The sequence below is a fragment of the Paenisporosarcina sp. P4_B8 genome, assembly GCF_056402175.1.
Genome location: NZ_JBFUHX010000029.1, coordinates 1 through 20,497 on the forward strand (window position 1 = coordinate 1; position 20,497 = coordinate 20,497).

General features: G+C 35.8%; 20 protein-coding genes and 1 riboswitch. Of the genes, 3 read left to right on the top strand and 17 right to left on the bottom strand.

Features of this window, described 5'->3' with window-relative positions:
* The 6 genes from AC1DSK_RS16570 to AC1DSK_RS16595 all read right to left on the bottom strand — a co-directional run.
* Positions 1-327: GNAT family N-acetyltransferase (locus AC1DSK_RS16570; protein WP_477598397.1), on the bottom strand; the 327-nt coding region annotated here is incomplete at its 3' end.
* 113 nt (positions 328-440) lie between these two features.
* The gene (locus tag AC1DSK_RS16575; RefSeq protein ID WP_477598384.1) at positions 441-1,595 is read right to left on the bottom strand and encodes an ABC transporter permease; all 1,155 of its coding nucleotides are present in this window, start codon (positions 1,593-1,595) and stop codon (positions 441-443) included.
* Positions 1,592-2,464 (bottom strand): ABC transporter ATP-binding protein, encoded by an 873-nt coding sequence (locus AC1DSK_RS16580; protein ID WP_477548747.1) that lies wholly within the window; start codon positions 2,462-2,464, stop codon positions 1,592-1,594. Before AC1DSK_RS16580 ends, AC1DSK_RS16575 begins: the two co-directional genes overlap by 4 nt.
* Entirely contained in the window at positions 2,449-3,219 is a 771-nt protein-coding gene (locus AC1DSK_RS16585) for a hypothetical protein (protein WP_477548748.1), read from the bottom strand. The genes AC1DSK_RS16580 and AC1DSK_RS16585 overlap by 16 nt, the downstream gene beginning before the upstream one ends.
* Positions 3,216-3,740 (bottom strand): RNA polymerase sigma factor, encoded by a 525-nt coding sequence (locus AC1DSK_RS16590; protein ID WP_477598386.1) that lies wholly within the window; start codon positions 3,738-3,740, stop codon positions 3,216-3,218. Before AC1DSK_RS16590 ends, AC1DSK_RS16585 begins: the two co-directional genes overlap by 4 nt.
* 370 nt (positions 3,741-4,110) lie before the next feature.
* Positions 4,111-4,347, bottom strand: coding sequence for a hypothetical protein (locus AC1DSK_RS16595; protein ID WP_477548750.1), 237 nt, complete (start codon positions 4,345-4,347; stop codon positions 4,111-4,113).
* Positions 4,348-4,581: 234 nt separating this feature from the next.
* Between AC1DSK_RS16595 and AC1DSK_RS16600 the strand changes: the two genes are divergently transcribed.
* Together AC1DSK_RS16600 and AC1DSK_RS16605 are read left to right on the top strand one after the other, a co-directional pair.
* Entirely contained in the window at positions 4,582-5,274 is a 693-nt protein-coding gene (locus tag AC1DSK_RS16600) for an ABC transporter ATP-binding protein (protein WP_477548751.1), read from the top strand.
* A complete protein-coding gene (locus AC1DSK_RS16605; RefSeq protein WP_477548752.1) occupies positions 5,271-7,844 on the top strand; it encodes an ABC transporter permease in 2,574 nt (857 codons plus the stop codon). The genes AC1DSK_RS16600 and AC1DSK_RS16605 overlap by 4 nt, the downstream gene beginning before the upstream one ends.
* A gap of 337 nt (positions 7,845-8,181) precedes the next feature.
* Here AC1DSK_RS16605 and AC1DSK_RS16610 read toward each other — a convergent pair whose 3' ends face one another.
* The 4 genes from AC1DSK_RS16610 to AC1DSK_RS16625 all read right to left on the bottom strand — a co-directional run bounded on the left by AC1DSK_RS16610 (position 8,182) and on the right by AC1DSK_RS16625 (position 10,344).
* The gene (locus AC1DSK_RS16610; RefSeq protein ID WP_477548753.1) at positions 8,182-8,685 is read right to left on the bottom strand and encodes a hypothetical protein; all 504 of its coding nucleotides are present in this window, start codon (positions 8,683-8,685) and stop codon (positions 8,182-8,184) included.
* Between the two features lie 133 nt (positions 8,686-8,818).
* The gene (locus tag AC1DSK_RS16615; RefSeq protein WP_477598389.1) at positions 8,819-9,160 is read right to left on the bottom strand and encodes a hypothetical protein; all 342 of its coding nucleotides are present in this window, start codon (positions 9,158-9,160) and stop codon (positions 8,819-8,821) included.
* A 66-nt stretch (positions 9,161-9,226) separates the two neighbouring features.
* On the bottom strand, positions 9,227-9,589 hold the full coding sequence (locus AC1DSK_RS16620) for a DUF2750 domain-containing protein (RefSeq protein WP_477548674.1): 363 nt from the start codon (positions 9,587-9,589) through the stop codon (positions 9,227-9,229).
* Positions 9,590-9,687: 98 nt separating this feature from the next.
* Positions 9,688-10,344: a hypothetical protein gene (locus AC1DSK_RS16625; protein ID WP_477598391.1), complete on the bottom strand. Its 657-nt coding sequence runs from the start codon at positions 10,342-10,344 to the stop codon at positions 9,688-9,690.
* A gap of 180 nt (positions 10,345-10,524) precedes the next feature.
* Between AC1DSK_RS16625 and xerA the strand changes: the two genes are divergently transcribed.
* Positions 10,525-11,364, top strand: a complete 840-nt coding sequence (xerA, locus tag AC1DSK_RS16630; RefSeq protein WP_477548672.1) for a site-specific tyrosine recombinase/integron integrase — start codon at positions 10,525-10,527, stop codon at positions 11,362-11,364.
* A 42-nt stretch (positions 11,365-11,406) separates the two neighbouring features.
* Here the strand turns inward: xerA and AC1DSK_RS16635 are convergent, their stop codons facing one another.
* The 7 genes from AC1DSK_RS16635 to AC1DSK_RS16665 form a co-directional block, all read right to left on the bottom strand.
* On the bottom strand, positions 11,407-11,703 hold the full coding sequence (locus tag AC1DSK_RS16635) for a DUF3658 domain-containing protein (protein WP_477598393.1): 297 nt from the start codon (positions 11,701-11,703) through the stop codon (positions 11,407-11,409).
* 616 nt (positions 11,704-12,319) lie between these two features.
* Positions 12,320-14,182, bottom strand: coding sequence for a bifunctional homocysteine S-methyltransferase/methylenetetrahydrofolate reductase (locus AC1DSK_RS16640; protein WP_477548670.1), 1,863 nt, complete (start codon positions 14,180-14,182; stop codon positions 12,320-12,322).
* Positions 14,179-15,372: a cystathionine beta-lyase gene (gene metC, locus AC1DSK_RS16645; RefSeq protein WP_477598395.1), complete on the bottom strand. Its 1,194-nt coding sequence runs from the start codon at positions 15,370-15,372 to the stop codon at positions 14,179-14,181. Before metC ends, AC1DSK_RS16640 begins: the two co-directional genes overlap by 4 nt.
* The gene (locus tag AC1DSK_RS16650) at positions 15,372-16,484 is read right to left on the bottom strand and encodes a methionine biosynthesis PLP-dependent protein (protein ID WP_477548668.1); all 1,113 of its coding nucleotides are present in this window, start codon (positions 16,482-16,484) and stop codon (positions 15,372-15,374) included. The genes metC and AC1DSK_RS16650 overlap by 1 nt, the downstream gene beginning before the upstream one ends.
* 241 nt (positions 16,485-16,725) lie before the next feature.
* Positions 16,726-16,875 carry a YezD family protein gene (locus AC1DSK_RS16655; protein ID WP_147640320.1) on the bottom strand — a complete coding sequence of 50 codons (150 nt, stop codon included), beginning with the start codon at positions 16,873-16,875 and terminating at the stop codon, positions 16,726-16,728.
* A 241-nt stretch (positions 16,876-17,116) separates the two neighbouring features.
* Positions 17,117-19,417 carry a 5-methyltetrahydropteroyltriglutamate--homocysteine S-methyltransferase gene (gene metE / locus AC1DSK_RS16660; protein WP_477548667.1) on the bottom strand — a complete coding sequence of 767 codons (2,301 nt, stop codon included), beginning with the start codon at positions 19,415-19,417 and terminating at the stop codon, positions 17,117-17,119.
* A 147-nt stretch (positions 19,418-19,564) separates the two neighbouring features.
* Positions 19,565-19,670: riboswitch (SAM riboswitch) on the bottom strand.
* Between the two features lie 263 nt (positions 19,671-19,933).
* Positions 19,934-20,443: a YoqH family protein gene (locus tag AC1DSK_RS16665; protein WP_477548665.1), complete on the bottom strand. Its 510-nt coding sequence runs from the start codon at positions 20,441-20,443 to the stop codon at positions 19,934-19,936.
* Positions 20,444-20,497 lie beyond the last annotated feature (54 nt).

Consider the following 20,497-nt stretch of genomic DNA (forward strand, 5'->3'; position numbering starts at 1 on the left):
AACCAGATTCTTTAGTAAACCTGACGCAATTCCTTGACCACGATAATCTTCTTCGGTAAACATATTTGTGATATATCCTTTTTTTCCAGTTTTATTTGTGTATGAAGGTGGAAAGTCATAAATTATGATTGCACCACAAGCAATAATTACTCCGTTATCTTCCACCAACAACTGAATCAAAGTACCTTCACTTAGCTTATTTTTAAAGAATATGTAGAGTTCCGTATCAATGTCTATATTGGGTTCAATACCTTCATCAACCAATTGCTTTTTTCTTAAATCAATCAATTTATTAATATCATCTAAACTTGCCTTACGGTATTTCAACATTTAATTCACTCCCATATCAATTACTTCAAATTAGTTTAGCATATTTCTTGTTAAACTAACCTGCCCCATTAGTTGAAGAAGAAAAAAGAGCTATCTAGGCAAACTTTTTCCTAAACCTGATGATTCTTAAAAGACTTATACGTAAAGGTGAGTAGTAAAACAGATATAATAGCAGCTGTAAAAATCATCAGGGTGGGTTGCAACAACAGTGTACCGAATAGATTATAAAACACCCCAAGCTCAAAGTGTTCTGCCGCATTCATCATATTTATAGGAAATAGTTCTAGTAAATTATTTGCGGTATAAGAAATGTCCGATAGATCTATTTTCGGGATATAAAGTATTGAAGCAGATATAATTACAGTTATAAATGGACTTTTTACTTTGGAAGATATAAACAAAGTTATCGCTGCTATAAACAACAATCCAGTAAAACTTAAGCCTAAAGAATACAGATATAAATCTAAAAAAGTCATATCATAAGGAGATTGATAATACCAACCATGAATCTGTATATTAGCCTTAAAACCATCTAATCCATAAACTTTTGCATATAAGGTAAAGTTTAATGCGGCAAATAAGAAAAATACAGAGAGTGTAAATAGTAAAGAACTCATTAGCTTTGCTATAATCACCTTGTTTTTCCCGTGTTTCGTTGTCAGAATGATTGCATCTGTTTTTTGACTGTATTCCTCCGAAAAGACGGGGGATAAACAGATGACAATGATTGCACTTACAACCATAGCTATCAGCACTGAAAAACTTGAACTCAATTCTTCCCAACCATCGTAATAGTCGTAATAGAAAGGTAATTGAATTTGTTCATACATATTTAGTAGTTTATCCACTTCATTAGTTGTACCAGCAGGTCTTGGTTTATCTGCTGAAAGCCCTTTTAGTATGTTGTCATAGATACCAGCGATATTGCCAGCATTTAAATCTGATATTATTCCAGGGATCCTAACCTCTTGTACACCGATAATCGGTAAAATACCCCAATATTTAGGATTGTTTTGGTTGGCTTCTAATTCCACTTGTTTAATATACTCGTCAGTGAGGTAACCACTAAATTGTCCTTGCATATTTCTTTCATTTTCAATGGCTTCTAATCCCTTTAATTTTTCCGTTTCCGTAATGTATGAGGTTTCGGTCATGACTCCAAAGAAAAACGAAGATAAACTTAAGATTAATGCTGTTAATAATACAAAGACCGTACTACGTTTTTGAATGATTTTTTTCAATTCAAACGAAATAAGTCTCCTCATTTTATTTCTCCCTCCTCAAAGTAATGTAGGTAAAGGTCTTCTAGATTTGGGGAGATATTTACTGCATTATCACAAGGTTTTTTATTAGAAACAATCCGAAGATTGACCATATTCTCTTCATGCTTTAGGTTACTTATCGTGTATTTTCGACCTAGTTCATTTACTTCCTCTTTAGATACTTCGCATTCCCATACGAAGCCTTCTATACTGCGGGTAATCTCCCTAACATTTCCCTTATGCAAAAGTTGTCCTGTTTTCATCACGATAATTTCATCTGCAATATACTCTACATCAGAGACAATATGAGTGGATAAAATAATAATTCTATCATTACTGAACGAACTGATAAGATTTCTAAACCGTACCCTTTCCTTTGGGTCAAGCCCAGCAGTCGGTTCATCTAATATTAATAATTTAGGGTCATTAAGCATTGCCTGGGCAATTCCTAATCTTTGCCGCATTCCACCCGAAAATGTTTTGATTTTTTGATTTTTTTCCTCCATAAGACCAACTAATTCAAGCAACTCCAAACTTTTTTGCTTTGCTTTAAAATGAGGAATTCCTTTTAATGAAGCCACATACATAAGAAAATCATATGCTTTAAAATCAGGGTAGTATCCAAAGTTTTGAGGAAGATAACCCAATAAGTCACGGTAATCTTCACCGAGCTTGTTTATTTCTGATCCATTGTATCTTATTTCTCCTGCTGTCGGTTTTAATATTCCACAAACCAACCTCATAAGGGTTGTTTTCCCTGCTCCATTCGCACCAAGCAATCCATAAATCCCTGAGTTAAGTTTAGTCGTAAATGCATCTACGACAGTCTTACTTTCATATTTTTTAGTAATGATATCTATCGATAGTTCCATAACATTTCCTCTCCTCTTTGAATTGATTTAAGTAACTTAATAATTTCATGTGCTAAAGTACATACTGAAAAAGTCAACAAAATAATCCATAGAAAAGTTGATGTCAGTGCATACCACACGTTAAACATAGAAAGGTAGCAAAGTACAATAGCAATAATTAATCCAACTATTAAACAACCGAAAACAACTGTTTTTCCCTGAAAATTTCTAAGTATAAACAGATATATACTGTTTGTTAAACAAAATGGCACGAGTATATACAAAATAACATTTACAAAACTCATTTCATATAAGGTGCAAGTTGTAATTACTATAATTGTTATAGTAGATAAATCCATCACTCCTATGATCATTAGGCGAATCACAATTAATTTTTGAAGGTTAAATTTACTAGTTGATTCAAGTTCCCACATATTATTGGTAAAACTTTTCGCAAGCTCAGGTATCGCAACTAGAGCTATAATAGGGGCTGACACAGAAAGTATCGTTATTATTGTTTGGCGCTCATCGATACCGTTTGTCGAGAATATCAAAGAACATGAAACGATTAAAAGTAGTGCTGCTTGAACTATCCATATATAAGGAGAAATATATTTAATCTGCCCAACAAACAACTCCCTAAATGGCATTTTGTATTGAATAGGAGTTCGTTCAAACTCTATTTTGGCAAGGCGCACCGTTTCATCAATCACCGAATTGGGTATTTGTGGGATTTGGTATTTTTTTATTGTATCTTTTATTTTTTTACCCTTCAAAATACATCATCCTTATTTAAGATATTTTTAAGCTTATCCAACCCTTGTTTTAATCTTGATTTTGTAGTTGCGAGAGAAGAATTTGTTATTTTTGAAATTTCCTTTAGCTTCATATCATAATAAAAGCGTAGAATGATCACATCTTTTTGAATATCAGGCAAACTACTTAACGCTTTCATGACACTATCTGATTGTTCTATTTTAGTGAAATTATTATCGTTATCTGGAACATCCAATAAATCGATACTTTCAATAACAGCCCCGTTCTTTTTGTAATAATCATTGCACGTGTTTTTCGCTATGATAAAAAGGTAGTTTCTGAATTTTCCTATGTGAACATAGTTATGTATGTAATTTGCAAGCTTTAAAAATACTTCTTGCGTAAGGTCGGCGGCAATATTAGAGTTTGCTGTTTTTCTAAAACAGTAGCTATAAATATCATTGTAGTATTTCCTAATTATTGTATCGAGTGAATCGCTGTTTCCTTGTTGTATTTGTTTTATTAGTCTTTTATCATCCAACCATTGCCACCTCCTTAAAAAATTACTTTTCCCTTTTAAAAACCTTTCATATAGTTTAACTGTTAAATATTGAAAAAGGATTTAAGAATATTAAAAAAATTCCTTTTAATAAAACCCTTCTTTAAATTTCTTGATCAAAAAAAAGAAGACAGTTGAAATAACTTAACGGATTCGGTTGATGGGGAGAAAAATGCTAATAACAAAGTAAATTTCATACTAATCAGCATATATTTCAACAGCAAATTGGCATTAAAAATGGCAAGTAAAAAACGCTCAGATTCCTGAGCGTTTTTTTGATGTAATATTTTACTGTTCTTATTGAACTAAAGCACCCGTTAGTTTAAGTGTATTCTTTCACAAACTTTCAATTTCATTTTGATTGTCGCCTCTTAGAGATAATCAAAATAACGGTAATTCCCACAATACACGCTATTACAGTTTTTATAAGAAAGTTATTAAGAAGTCCGTCGATTACATATCCTTTAAACTTTTGAAATAATGTTGCTTCTGGAACCCAATCAATCACAGTGCCTATCCCTAATATTGCAGGTAAACTTATCGATACATAAACAAAAACAAAAGTAATTAGAAACGTTTTTAGGTTCATTAAATCCCTCCTCTAACCCTTTACCTTTTATATTTCACCACAAAAACCCATCGTCGTTGTTCAACTAAACTGCCCCGTTAGTTTAAGTGAAGATCTTCACAATCTCAATGATATATTCAAACTCAATTAATCTATAAAACACCCCTTTAGGCAATGTAAAGTATACATTAATCAAAGGAATTGTTATATTTAAAATAATTAGATTTTACAAATATTTCAAAGAGGGGGATTATTTTGAATAACACGATTACATGTAGGACATTAACAAAAGTGTTTAAAGGCGATGGTATAGGTACATATGCGTTAAAGGAAGTTAATTTAACACTTCAGAAAAGCGATTTTATTTCAATTATTGGTCCATCAGGCTCAGGGAAGTCGACGTTATTAAGCATAATTGGAACACTCGATGTTCCTTCCAGTGGGGAAATTCTCTATGGAGATCAGCATGTTCACAAACTGAACAATAAAGAAATGGCAGATTTTCGCTTTGAGAACATCGGATTCATATTTCAACAGTTTCATTTGATTCCAACCATGACGGCATTAGAAAATGTCATGTCACCTCTTTTTGGTAGAAAGTTAACTTACAACAAAAAAGAGCGAGCGACACAAGTTTTGGAACAAGTTGGACTTATAGACAAAATAAATTCTCTCCCTTCACAACTATCAGGTGGACAACAACAAAGAGTTGCCATAGCTAGGGCGTTAGTTCATAAACCTAAATGGTTATTGGCAGATGAACCGACAGGGAATCTAGATACAGATACCGGGGAAACGGTTTACCAACTATTGGTGTCCTTAAATCAAAGTAAACAATGTGGGGTGATTTTAGTTACACATGATTCTACTCTAGCTGATCGAGCAAATACGAAAGTGGAGATGCGAGACGGAGAAATTATATCCGTTAGTCAGAGGCAACCTGTATGATACCTTTTATGATGAAGCAGCTGGTTCGCAATAAAGATCGACTTATTCTTTCTGTGATTGGCGTGATGTTAATTAGCAGTGTGCTCATTTATCTGTTCAGTTTAACGGAAACAACAAGAGGAACTGTTAATAATCAACTGCAAAAGAAGTGGGAAAGCGCCTATGATCTTGTTATCACCCCATCAGGTTCCATTTTCAATGAAGATAACCTGATGGAACCTAACCACTTAAATGGAATTAATGGAGGCATAAGCTACGATCAATACGAAAAAATCAAGTCGATGAACGATGTAGCGGTTGCAGCCCCTATTTCAGTTTTGGGCTATACCACATTAGGAATAACTATGAAAGAAAAATTTAAAACAAGCGACAAGGGTATCTATAAGTATAGAATCACAGAGACATATAATGATGGTTTATCCAAAAAAACCATACAGGATATAGAGACATACAGAGCTACTAATTGGACAGGTCCCAGTGAAGGTTTAGGTTTTTGGGGAGATGATAAAGGTGAGATAAGCTTGAGTCAATACCAATTATTGGTTGGTATTGATCCAGAAGAGGAAGCTAAGCTTGTAGGACTAGACGAGGCAGTTCAACTATCTGATACGAGCCGATACTTAGAGCCAAATGAAGATGCTATTTACGATGAAGAAATGGACCGTTTATTTGAAATTCCTGTTTTAATAAATAATAAAAGCTTTTCCAATAGCCTGTTTCAGGTTTCGCAAGAAAAATTAGCTATCCCTTTTAATACTGACACTGAAAAGGAACAAGCTATCGAATTAATTAAAAAAGGAAATGGACGGGACTACTTAAATGAGTTGGAGACAGAGAAAGTAGACAGTTTTGAGTTAACTGGTGAAGAATTGGAAAACATGATCTTTAAAGCTTTGGCGAACCCGAATGACAATCCTTCCTTATCAGTTCATGGAACTCAATTAGTTTTTAAATCCAGTATTCTTGATTATCAAAAATTAGAAAGTCCTTTCCCAGAGAGATGGTCAAATAGTTACATAGTGTCAAGCAAGCCCGTCGAAATGATTGACATTTTTAAAGATGTTTTACCGAATTCAGGTTTCAGAAAAGCAGAATTGTTAGATCATGAATTAACTGAAGACGGAGTACCTCTCTTGCCAGTATTGAGATTGAATATTGTTGGGAGTTTCTCTTCTGATAAATTAAAAATTAGTAAAGACCCTTTAACTGAACTACCACTTGAGACATATCGTCCTGCACAGGCGGGTATCGTCCTTGGACCAGACAATGAACCGTTAAATCCTTCAAGGACGATGAAAGGATCCGGTGTACCAACAGGCTTGCTTACAAATCCACCTAACATATTAACTACTGTGAAGGCAGCTGAAATCATTACGGGAGGGAATAGCATATCCTCCATTCGCATTAAAGTAAAAGGCATCGATGAAATTGGAAATGCAGCGCAAGAAAAAATGGAACAAGTCAAAAATGATATTGAACGTGCGACAGGACTTCAAGTCATCATTACAAGAGGATCATCACCTCAACCAACCATCACCAAAGTGGTTGAACACGATAAAACGCTTGGGTGGATTGAACAACCTTGGATTCATATAGGCGCGGCTATCGCCATTTTAAGAGAAACCTCATTAGGGTATACGAGTATTCTCGTTACCATCCTACTGATTGGTATGATGTATGTGTTTGCAACAACCTATGTATCTTATTTAACACGAAAGAAAGAATATAGCATATTTCTTGCACTAGGATGGCGAACAGGCATTCTTCGGAAAATGGTGCTAGGAGAAGCATTCTTTTATGTACTCCTAATCACACTAATAGCCATTATTTTAGAAATGATTTTTATGCTAAATGGAAGCACATTCAACATTAGTAAGATTGTTTTGGTATTCGGTACATCGCTCGTTATTTATGGTTTAGGTATTGTTCTACCTTTCATACAAGTCGGACGATTGAAACCATATCAGGGAATCAAATCAGGAGAAATAACCAAAAAGTCTAAAAGGATTTTTAGTAATCAATCGATGGTTGGGTTTGTTATGAACCAAGTATCGCAAAGACCTGGAAGAAACCTTTTGTCCATTTTGGCCATTGCTTTACCTACCACATTATTATCCTTTTACCTATACGTATCATTCCGTTTAGATGGAGTTTTATATACATCCTGGTTAGGGGAGTTTGTTGCAGTTGAGGTAAATAAATCTCACTACTTGATCATGGGTGTGGCTCTAATTATTGGTGCACTTACTACAGCTGAGATGATGTGGCAAAATATAGTGGAAAGAGAAGGCGAACTAGCACTCTTTAAATCGATTGGATGGAAAGATAAGACAGTTACGCGTTCTATTATTATTGAAGGGGCTTTAGTGGGTTTTTTGGCAGGAATAGTCGGTTTGGTTCTATCTATTTCCTACATTGGCATCATGTATAATATCTTTCCTTGGGATTCATTGACGATTCTTTCATTGACAATTTGTCTCCCGGTATTGGTTGGCATTCTAGGTGCATGCTTTCCCGCAATTAAAGCATTGCGAACCAATCCATACAACGTATTAAAAGAAAATATGTGAAAAAATGCATAAAAACAAAGAGGCAAAATTGCTTGACCTCCTTGTTTTTATGCAATTAAACAAATTCTCGTACATTCACATTTAGTCTATGAATTAACGAGTAACATATTTTTTTGAAATATTCTCCATCGGTTACTGGATCAGGGCCATTAAACCCACTTACTCCATTTAACAGTATCATTTCCAACTTCCCCTTCTACATATTCTATCGATTAATAGACCGAATAATTGTACCTTGTTCAACTAACCAGCTCCGTTAGTTCAATAAAAGGGCTGCTTAAACAACCCGATGATCTTTAACTAAAGCATCCGTTAGTTGAATAAACAAATTTATTCACTAACTCTCCCAATCATCTGGAACAAGCAACCATAAACCAGGCATTACACACTTATTACCTTCAATATAATCATTAGGAGTATATTTGAAGGGCTTGTTAAGCATATTTTTTATCCCTTCAATTGTTAGGGTATTTAAAGAATAAATTGAGTTCTTATCATATGATTCCAAAATTGTATTTACTTTTCCCCCATCTGCTTCAAAAAAGTCATTCTGCAACTCACTAAACCAACCATCAAAATATATAGAAGTCGGACCTCCCATTCCGTGTGGACATTCATTAGATTCATTATTAGTTGTATTTACATAACACCACCAAGACACATCAGTAATCATTATCCCTAAAGTTGTTATTTCTTTAATAAACTCTTCTAAATTATCCTTCATTACTATACAGTCAATATACCCCTTACCAACTGGTTGTACTTTATACTTTGAAAAAAGCCTTTTTAATTGTGCGACTAATTCCTTCTTATTAGATTCTAAGTAATCAAGATACATCATTATTTATTGTCCTTTCCTTGTTCTAATCTACTTCTCTCTCGATAGTTCAGTAAAAAGCTTTAATCCTTCTTGAAGTAAAGCATCCGTTAGTTGAAGAGGCTAAAGATTCAATTCGAGTATAAGGATAACAATATCACTTAATAAAATCCCTAAATTCATTTGGTATTTTAGGATTAGAAACAAATAATTTTTTTCTATAATTATCAAAGTCCTTAAAGTATATTTCGTTTCTAACATTTGAAGTAGACCAATCAATTTCGTTTAACTTATTACCCAGAACTACATTATAATCCTTAAAATCTTCGTCATTTTCAATCACTTTTAAAATATCTATTTTCACACCATAGTTAATTATATTCTTTAAGATTTTTAAATCATAACCTAATTGAATAGTGAAAAAACCAATAATACTACCGATTTGGGCATCTTCCTCAGCTATAAATGTTAAGAATTCTAACAAATCTTTTTCATCCATTAAGTGACCTCCTTCATAACTATTTTAAAAAATAGTGAGAAATTTTCCTTGAAGTAACCTACCCCTTTAATCAATTACACTGAGTTCATATTGAATTCGTTCAAAAACCTCTCTTGGCTTCATATCAAAACCTGTTGCCAGCTTACCACTCCAATTAACTCCCAAATTTAGACGATCTTTTTCGAGACCTTTTAACCAGCTATTTAGAAATTCATCAAAATCAATATCAAATGCTTGGAATCCTCTATAAGTAGGAACATTTTCAATGATTTTTTCTGCTCTTGATTTCAGAGACCAAAATGGCATTGATGTTTCACCGTCAATATTTGTTGATGTTGGAATGCCACCTTCGTCTTTAATTGTCCACACTTTACGATGCTCAATAACTTCTTTTATAAATGCATTCCATTGTGCAGCTGAATGAGACAAAATAACACCTACTTTTGATAAAGGTTAGGATATAAAATCTCCATTGTTTTGCCCATAGCTTATTGAACTAACCTGCCCCGTTAGTTGAAGGAGACATTTTAARCAAAATATGGGTTATCTAATTCATTATTATTAATGACTACATCTGCATTAAGTTGAGGTAAATGTTGTTCTAAATAAAGTTTCGAAGCAACGTGATACCTATTTAGGAACATTTCTTCAGCTTTTTCATAACTTCCAAATGCCCGTTCTTCTCTTTTAGCTCCTCTTTTTCTAGCTAAGTCAAAGTCAGTTTTAACAAATATTTTAAAATCGTATAGGTTACTTAAATCCTTTTTAAATAAAAAAGTTCCATCAATAATAAAAATCGTATCCCTATTTGCTATTTTTAATTCTGGGTTCACATACTCGTCCTTTGCTAAATCTAAAGAATTTGTTTGATAATGCAGGTTTCCCCCTGGACCTAAAGGTATTAAAAGTTTCTGCTTAAAGGAATTGTAATCGTGAGCATCCTCGTAATAACCAATAGCAGATTCCTTGCCCTGTCTGTATCGAATAACCCTTGGATTATGAAAATTGTCTATGCTAGTCCTAATCACATCCATCTTTCTTCTTCGAAGTTCTTCCGTAAGCTCATTAGCAAGCGTTGTCTTGCCAGATGAAGTTATTCCACTAACTCCTACTTTAATTGGATGGAGTGTTTTTAGACATAAGATTCTATTTGCTATTTCTGAAATAAGTTCACTCCTTAACATCTAACTCCCCACTTTCCAATCATATTCTTTTATCATTCTTCAATCTAAATTAGGATAATCCTTCTTCATCTAACCTTCCCCGTTAGTTGAACCCCTCGTTAGTAAACTATCAATATGTCTTAATTTCGATAGAAATGGCAATATTTCCTTTAACGATACTTTTTTTGAGGGGGAACAAAATTGCTACTGTCAAAAGCATGGGAAGCATTTGAATCTGATAAAAGGATCGAAGGCTTTTCTTCACAGACATTAAAGGCTTATCGGCTCCAATTATCATTACTTATTGATTATTTTAAGGATGTTGAAATAACTACTCTTGAAACAAATCAATTGAAAGAATACCTTGCGATTTCAGGGAAGCATTTAAAACCAGCCAGTCTTGCACATAGAATCCGATTTCTGAAATCGTTATTCCGTTGGTCCCATGAAGAAGGAAACATACGAAAGAATCCGGCTGCGAAAATTAAAGAACCTAAAGTAGGGAAGCGAATACCCAAGTATTTAACCGAACGGGAGATCGAACACCTTCGTGAATCCTGTCATACCCCAATGGAAAGAGCGATGTTCGAATTCATGTTTTCTACCGGTTGTCGAATTGGCGAAATAGTTACGTTAGAAAAGAACCATATTAATTGGTCCAATCGATCCGCGATTGTTAGAGGAAAAGGTGATATGGAGAGGGAAGTTTATTTTAATATACGTTGTGACATATGGCTTAAACGGTATATTGAAAGTCGTAATGACAATAATCCTGCCATCTTTGTAACAGCAAGACAGCCACATAAAATGAGTGTCGCTCAGATGCGTTACATCATCAAGCGGATCTCCAATCGTGCTGAAATTAATAAAGAGATTCATCCACACCAACTTAGACACAGCTACGCAACTCATTTGTTGAATAATGGAGCTCCTATTGAAGTCATACAAAGTCTTATGGGGCATGAGAAAAGTGAAACCACAAGGATATACGCTCAATTAAGCGGGAGGCTAAGGAAAGAGTATTATCAGAAGTACTTTTAAATGTAAATGTAGCAACGTCTTAAAAGACGTTGCTCTACTTGACTAAAGCATGAGTTTCACACTGTAAAACCTCATTGCTTTTGGAATACCTTCTATTTCAAAGACTCCATTCATTATTAAATGTCTCACTCTATATTTAACAAACTGGTCGCCAATATATTGATTTAAATTCCCAATGACTTCACCGATTACTCTCGCTGATTTCATAAAATATATTTCATCCGCTTCTGCAAAACCCTTATATTCAGGTTCAACTCGATCGAAAACAACCCTTATCTTCATTTTTTCCTTCGTATTTGCTCGACTTTCAGTCGTTTTTGCGTTAATCCTTCTTACCATTCCAATATGTCACAATAAAAAATCGCAAAAACCCAGTATATATCAGAGGTTTAAGGCGGTTATCTAGAAAACGAAAATTCAGGTTAATTACGACATCATGAGATCTCTTGGCCACGAAAAGATAGAAACAACGATGATTTATTTAGAGAAAGTATTTGCGAAGGAACGTCATGCAATCCATCAATGGAAACCAGAAGTGTTTGGTGAATACATATAATAGAGGAAAACAAAAACCCTTTAGTTAATAAAACACTAAAGGGTTAATCTTTTGGATAGTTAAATAAAGGAACGCCGTTTTCCGTTTATTGCTAACTAACATCAATTTTCCAGTATTAAAATGTAATAATGCCTGTTTACAGTACCAGAACACTACCGAGATAAGAACAAATCTATTTATACATTTTTTTAGTTCCTATGATCCACTTTAGTCTTACTAGCGCTCGCATAATTTCAATTGGAGTAAAATAAAGAATTCCACTTAATCCCCCTACCAATAAGCTATATGGAAGAATCAGATTGATAAACATTCCTGGATGCTCTGATAATCTGAAATATAACAAAATAAATTGAAGGATTCCAATTAATGTTTCCCCGATATACCGTTTGCATAGTTGAATCAATGAATGGTGCTTACGGCAATTTTGTTCCTCTGCAATTCGCTTGCACGCTGACGGGCATATAGAGCCAACTCAACGGTTAGTTCATAACGTAAAAATGGTGTAATTAAATAAATCCCATTAAACAAGTCTAATGCTGTATCAATTAAAGACTTCGTAATTTCGATTCCTTCTTGTACCGCCTGAACCGGGTTATCATTAAATTTTGCCATGCGGTCACGAATCGTTTTCGAGATTTTGATTCCCGGTACTTCATTATGAAGAAACTCAGCGTTTTTACTGCTTAGTAAGGGCATTAAACCAATATATATAGGCGCATTAAGATGTTTGGTAGATTCGTAAATTTCGAGTAATTTTTCCTCTGAAAATACAGGTTGTGAGATGAAATAATCGGCGCCAAGCTGAACTTTCTTTTCAAGGCGCTGCACCGCTTTATCTAGATAACGGACATTTGGATTAAAAGCAGCAGCAATGCTAAAAGATGTTTTTTGGCCAAGATCTTTTCCTGAAAAAGATAAACCTTCATTAAGTTGTTTAATCATTTGAATTAGCTCAAAGGATGACACATCATAAACAGAAGATGCTCCTGGGAAATCGCCTACTCTAGCTGGATCGCCCGTTATCGCAAGTACATCATTCATCCCTAAAGTGTGTAGGCCCATCAAGTGGGATTGCAAACCGATAAGGTTGCGGTCCCTGCAAGCTATATGGATGAGTGGTCGCATCTCCAGTTGAGTTTTAACTAGGTAACCCAATGACTCATTTGAAATACGAACAGAGGCAAGCGAGTTATCCGCCAGTGTAATCGCATCAATTCCCACTTCTTTTAAAGCTTTTGCTCCCTTGAAAAATTTTGTTGTATCTAATTTCCGAGGAGGATCTAACTCAACAATAATCGATGGTTTCTTCTTTACAATTTTCTCAAGAGGCGGGAAATCCCTTTTTATTGATATTACTTCCACAACTTGTTTAGGTGGTTTTATTTTTACGACCTTTTGTGTAATTGGAACCACATTTTTTAATTCGGAAGCAATGGCTCTTATATGTTCAGGTGTAGTGCCGCAACATCCTCCAAGAAGACCAACTCCTTCATTGCGGAATGCCAGTGCTGACTTTCGAAAGTACTCCGCATCACCTTCATAATGAAATTTCCCATCCGTATATGCAGGCAGACTTGCATTTGGATAGGCAGAAAGATAAGCATGTGCTGGAATCTCAATCTGTTCAAGTGATAACAACGTATGATGTGGTCCGAGGCGACAATTCAGACCAATGACATCCGCACCAAGGTTTTCGAGCTTCAAAAATGCTTCATTGACAGGTGTTTGATCTTGCAAAATCCCTGGCTCTTGAAGTGCTAGTTGTGAAATGATTGGCAGATTTGTTTCCTTACGAGTGATTGTAAGAACGGCTTCAAGCTCTTGAAGGTCATAGAAAGTTTCGAGGAGAATCCCATCAACCCCTTCTAATAAAAGGCAATATAACTGTTCCCGAAAGCTCCGTTTTAGATCCTCTAATGAAATAGAATTGGGCTTTACTCCCCGATTACCACCAATCGTCCCAAAAACATAAGCGTCATTCTTAGCTGCTATTTTGGCATTGTGGACAGCGGCACTATTGATTTCTTTTACCGAATCTTCCAGTCCATACCTTTGCAGCTTTATATAATTAGCTGCATACGTGTTCGTCTGAATCACATCCGCACCTGCACCTATATACGCTTTATGGATGTTTTGAATTTGTTCCGGATGGGATAGGTTCAGTTCCTCAAAGCAGCAATCTGTCCCGTACGAGTATAGGAGAGTTCCCATGGCGCCATCACCAATTAATATTTGGTTTTTTAATTTCTCCAAAAAACTCATTGGCTCTCTCCTCCATGATAGATAAACTGTCTATCTTGAACATGCTGAAAGGCTTGTGAAAAATCCTTGATAAGATCATTCGGGTTTTCAAGGCTGACCGATAAGCGAAGAAGGCTATTTTTGATACCGCGTTTTTCTCTTTCCGCTTTTGGCATCGCCGCATGGGACATTTTAGTCAGATACGATAAAATCGATTCTACGGACCCAAGGCTTACTGCAAATACAGGGGTTTTCACATTCGAAACAAACGAACGAAGCGCATCCTCATTGGCAAGTTCAAATGATAAAACCGCACCTGGACCATCTGCCTGGTTTTTTTGAAGCTGATGCTGCGGATGACTTTCTAGAGCCGGATAATAAACCTTATCGATAAGCGGGTGGCCTTGTAAAAATTCGGCGAGTAATATTGCAGATTTTTGTGATTGTTCGAGACGGACATATAGCGTCTTGAGCCCTCTTAGCACGAGCCATGCGTCCTGAACACCCAGAATAGCCCCAAACGAATTTTGTAAAAAACCTAGTCTTTTCGCTAATTTCTCATCCTTGACAACTGCCAATCCAGCGACGACATCGCTATGCCCTGATAGAAATTTGGTTGCACTATGCAGCACAACATCAGCCCCAAGTTCAAGTGGTTTTTGCAAGGCTGGAGTGAGAAAAGTGTTATCGACGAATGTTAAGGCATTATTTTCTTTTGCTAACTTGCTAACCGCTTTGATGTCGGTCACCTTCAATAAAGGATTGGAAGGTGTTTCAACATAAAACACTTTTGTATTTGGCTTAATGGCTTGTTTTACTTGGATCAGATTCGTCATATCGACAAAGGTATAGTCAATTCCGTATCGGGACAGGACTTCGGTGATTAATCGATAGGTACCACCATAAACATCCTCTGAAACCACGACATGATCTCCTGATGAGAGAAGCAGAAATGCCGTGGAAATCGCTGCTATCCCGGAAGAAAAAGCAAATCCATTTGTTCCACCTTCTAGTTCCGCAATAACCTCTTCTAGCGCATTCCTTGTCGGATTAGAGCTGCGACTGTAATCATATTTTCCAAAATGATCGATATCAAATTGATGAAAAGTTGACGCATGTTGGATTGCTACACTCACTGCGCCAGTATTCGGATCAATCTTATGACGATTGTGTAAAAGCCTTGTTTCAAAGGAATGTTCTCTGTTCTCCATTACATAATCATCTCCTCTCTTATGTGGACAAAAGCTTGCTCAAGGTCAGAAAGCAAATCTTCTGCATCTTCAATTCCAACGGATAAACGCAATAAACGATTGCAAACACCTGCTTGAATTCTAACCTCTTCAGGAATATCAGCATGTGTTTGAGTGGCAGGGTAGGTGATGAAGCTTTCTGTCCCTCCAAGGCTTTCGGCAAATGTAATAAGGGATAAACCTTGTAAAAAAGGATTAATCCATGACTCTTCTTTTAGGCGAAAAGAGATCATTCCACCTTTTCCTGCATAAAAAACGTCGGTTACAGTTTGAAGATTGGAAAGGTAAAGGACAACTTCCCGAGCATTTTTCTCATGCCGATTCATTCGTAGAGATAAAGTTTTCATACCGCGCATCAATAACCAGGAGTCAAATGGACTAAGCACAGCTCCCGTACTGTTATGGTAATGCGCTAGTTCYTCACATAGTTTTTTTCCTTTAGCAACAATAATGCCAGCAAGAACATCATTATGACCTCCTAAATATTTGGTTGCGCTGTGGATTACAATGTCAGCACCAAGAGTGATTGGTTGTTGCAAGAGAGGCGTATAGAAAGTGTTATCGACAATCAGCATAATTCCGTGTTTCTTGGCAATTTCCGAAACAGCGGAAATATCTGTTTTCTTCATTAAGGGGTTTGTAGGCGTTTCCAGAAAGATGGCTTTTGTTTGAGGGGTAATCTTTATTTCGATCTCTTCCGGACAACATGTGTTTACGTATTGACACTTCAACCCCCATTTTTTATATCCTTGTTCTAATAAACGATAGGTTCCTCCATATAAATCTTCACTTACTAACCATTCATCACCTGATTGAAAAAGGGACAAAACGGTCATAATTGCCGCCATCCCAGAACTACAGGCGAAGCCTTGATCACCATATTCCAAATCTGATATTGTATTTTCAAGGAGCTGACGTGTTGGATTTCCCGTACGACTATAATCAAACTCCGTCGATTGCCCAAGCCCTTCATGACGATAGGCCGTAGAAAAATAAACAGGGGGATTCACAGTCCCTGTAACCGTATCACTACGATTTCCAATTTGAGCAAGTTGTGTATCGATTTTATACATCCCAATCACTCCTCTAATAAAAATGTTGATGCACATTAAAACGGCGTTCTCCATTGTGGATCAACAGTTAGTGATACTCTCACTGCAGATTCTTACATCGTGGTTAACTTATTCCAATCTATTTTCTTAACCCTAGGATATAAAAAAGACCTCTTGATTCCATAAAATTGTCAATAAACAATCCTACTGAATACAAGAGGCCTCCAGTTGTCCGGTGAGCTTCTTTAATATTTTAATTTTTTCAAACAGAAAACCGTTGCTTTTCTATGCGATTTATTTGAACAATTTTTCCTTCATGAAACGTAATTTGTAGCTCTCCAAAATGCAAACCTTCAAGTGCTTTTGCGATAACTTCAAACTTTTCCTTTTCCTTTTCCTTACCTTCTTTCACCAAATCTCCCATTCACTCAACTCCCATATGCTTACATTAACTCAATATACATGACCTCTTATTTAGCAGATTTGAATAGCTCTGCTGTAATTGGCACTGTTACAATTCGATTCAGTTGTTGCCGYGGTCTCAAAGACTCTTTAAAGGTAGGACTTAATAGAAGGAACAGCCTATGCTTGTGCGAAAGGGTCCCAAGATATTCTATTTCACTTTCATTATTCGGATATTCCACTCTGGAAGTTTATGACCCTATATTCACGAGCAGCTTTTCTCTCGTTTGTTTTGCTACTTCAACCATTATCTTAAGTGCTGCAACCGTTTCTTCAAGACCTCGTGTTTTCAAACCGCAATCAGGATTAATCCAGAACTGATTTGGATCAAGAACTTGTAGGGCACGATCAATGTTTCTACTCAGCTCTTCAAGCTTTGGTACACGTGGACTATGAATGTCGTATACACCAAGACCGATCCCTTTGTCATACGTGTTTTCTTCAAACGATTGAATTAATTCACCATGACTTCTTGATGTTTCAATCGAAATAACATCAGCATCGAGTGCTTTAATCGCATCGATAATATCTTTAAAGTCCGAATAACACATATGGGTATGAATTTGTGTATCGTTTTGTACTGACGTTGTTGCAAGTTTAAATGCATAAACTGCAGCGTCAAGATACCCTTCCCATTTTTCACGTTTTAACGGCAGCCCTTCACGAATTGCCGGCTCATCAACTTGAATCATACGAATTCCATTTTCCTCAAGCGTTTCAACTTCTTTTCGAAGCGCAAGTGCAATTTGATTGGCAACAACATAGCGTGAAATATCATCGCGAACAAACGACCAGTTTAAAATTGTAATTGGACCTGTCAGCATTCCTTTTACAGGTTTGTCAGTTATTGATTGGGCATATAAGGATTCTTTAACTGTTATCGGTTCTATAAATGACACGTCACCGTAAATAAGTGGTGGTTTCACACATCGCGAGCCATATGACTGGACCCAGCCAAATTTTGTGAATTGGAAGCCATCTAATTTTTCACCAAAATACTCAACCATGTCTGTACGTTCAAATTCTCCATGTACAAACACATCTAGACCAAGTTCCTCTTGAATTTCAATCCACTTTTTAATTTCTGCTTTTATATATGTTTCATATTCTGTATTCGTTAACTCGCCTTTACGCCATTTTAATCGGTTCTTTCTTACTTCTTGAGTTTGCGGGAAGCTTCCGATTGTTGTTGTTGGCAGCAGCGGTAATTGAAAAGCCTCTTTTTGTATCTCTTGACGGACTTTAAATATTGCTTTTCGTTCCGCTTTATACGTATGCAAGTTTTGAATGGCTTCTTGAACTTGTGTGTTATTTCGGAATGATGATTTTTGTAACGCTTGAATCGCTTCTGTACTTGCACTGATTTCTTTTTGTATCGCTTCTTTTCCATCGTTTAAGCCTTTTGTCAGTAGAACAATTTCATGTAATTTTTCATTAGCAAATGATAATGCTCCTTTTAGGACGTCATCAAGCGTTTCTTCACTTTTAACTGTCACAGGTACATGCAATAAGCTTGATGAAGATTGTATAATAAGACGATCTTTTGAAACAACATCCGCAATCTCTGCAAGAATTGCAGAATGATCATTAAGATTTGCACGCCATATGTTTCGCCCGTCAATAACTCCAGCAGCAAGAACCTTATCTTTTGGGAAACCATACTTTTTCAAAGCAGCAAGATTTTGACCATTATCATATACAAAATCAAGTCCAATTCCTTGAACAGGAAGTGAGATGACATCTTCGTAATGTTCAATGCTTTCAAAATATGTTTGTAATATCAGCTTTATGTTTGGCGCTGCTTCATGCAATGTTTGATAGATATCCTTAAATAACGCAACATCTTCTTTGGAAATCGTTGTAGATAAAATCGGTTCATCGATTTGTACCCACTCTACTCCTTCTTTTTGTAATTCACGTAAAATGTCAGCGTAAAGCGGTACAAATTTTTCAACAACTGCTTTAAACTCACTTTCTTTATAACCCTTTGACAGTTTTACAAATGTGATAGGTCCTAAGATTACAGGCTTTCCTTCAATATTAAGTTTCTGTTTAGCCTCTTTATAAAATTGAAGTGGACGGTTTTCAACAAGAGTAGGTACTGCTTCATTAAGCTCTGGAACAATGTAGTGATAGTTTGTGTTAAACCATTTTGTCATTTCAGATGCAACCGCACCTTTATTGCCTCGTGCTATATCAAAATACGTTTCAAGCGATACTTTACCGCCGTCGTATTCAAAGCGTTTCGGTACTAAACCGAACATAACGGCTGTATCAAGCACATGATCATACAAGCTAAAGTCTCCAACTGGTATCAAGTCAATTCCTAAATCCTTTTGTTTCTGCAGATTGTTTAGACGAATCTCCTCAATTTGTTTTAAGAATGATTCTTTTTCTAGTTTCCCTGCCCATAACTGCTCCAGTGAATTTTTCCATTCGCGTTTTACTCCAATTCTTGGATAACCTAAATTCGAACTTTTTACTTTACTCATAATATTTTTTGCACTCCTTCTATTTTTATATTTTCATGCCCGTTTCTATTTGAAACTGTGGCTAATGAACCCATATTTCTAAAAACAAAAAAGCCTCTTCTTGGAAACAAGAAGAGGCTCATCATTAAATATAAGTGACAAGATCTCAACTCATCTTCCAAGCATAATCGCTTGAAGGAATTGGCACAGTGCTCATAATGAGTCTGTTGCCGAGGTTTCAAAGGGCCTTTCCCTCCACCTCTCTTGATAAGTAGAAATTAACTATTTAGTTTTATTAATGGTTTAAATGGTATCAGTTTTGCTCGTTTTGAAATCAACGAATTTAACTTATTTATTATAATAATACAAACATTCAATAAAGTAAACAATTTCCTAAAATGTGTTTTTTACCGTTTTTATCTTTTTACAACGTTCACTACGGACGTAAAGAACAGATTAAGAGGGCAGCCCCAAAAGTATTTGCTCGTCGTGGAATCGATGGAAATAAAATGAGCATGATTGCTGCTGAAGCAGAAACTATTTACAATAGTTAATACTGTTTGTTAGAACACTTGGTCCTAACTTACCTGTTTTGGAATTTGAGAGACGCACCTGAACTTCAACATTCTTCATTTCTGCTGTAATTAAATCCAATCGTCCAGCCCAACTTGGACCATTCTCCTCTGGGGTTGGGTAAAGCTTAAAACGCCAACTTATTTCTTTTGGAATAAACGCAAAACCTTCATAGCTATCGAAGTCTCCATACGAAGACGGTTCAGGAAGATGAACAGCGAGAATACTTATATTAGTTCTTGCAAAACTTGGTGGATTTAATTGCACTTTATAGATTAATGCTACACCTTTTGTATTCGTCAGACTTTTATCAACAGGCTCCAATGTTAGGCTACAGGGCATTGAAATCACTTCTAATAATTCCTCATTTTCTTCATTTATTGCCTTTGCTTTTGGTGGTCTTTCCCATGTTACAAATATTAGAGTTGTTAAACTTAATAGCAATAGCAAAAATATAACTGATATTTTTTTCATCTAATCACCTACCTAATTTTAAAGGTAGTATTTCCTTATGATAAGACTATATTC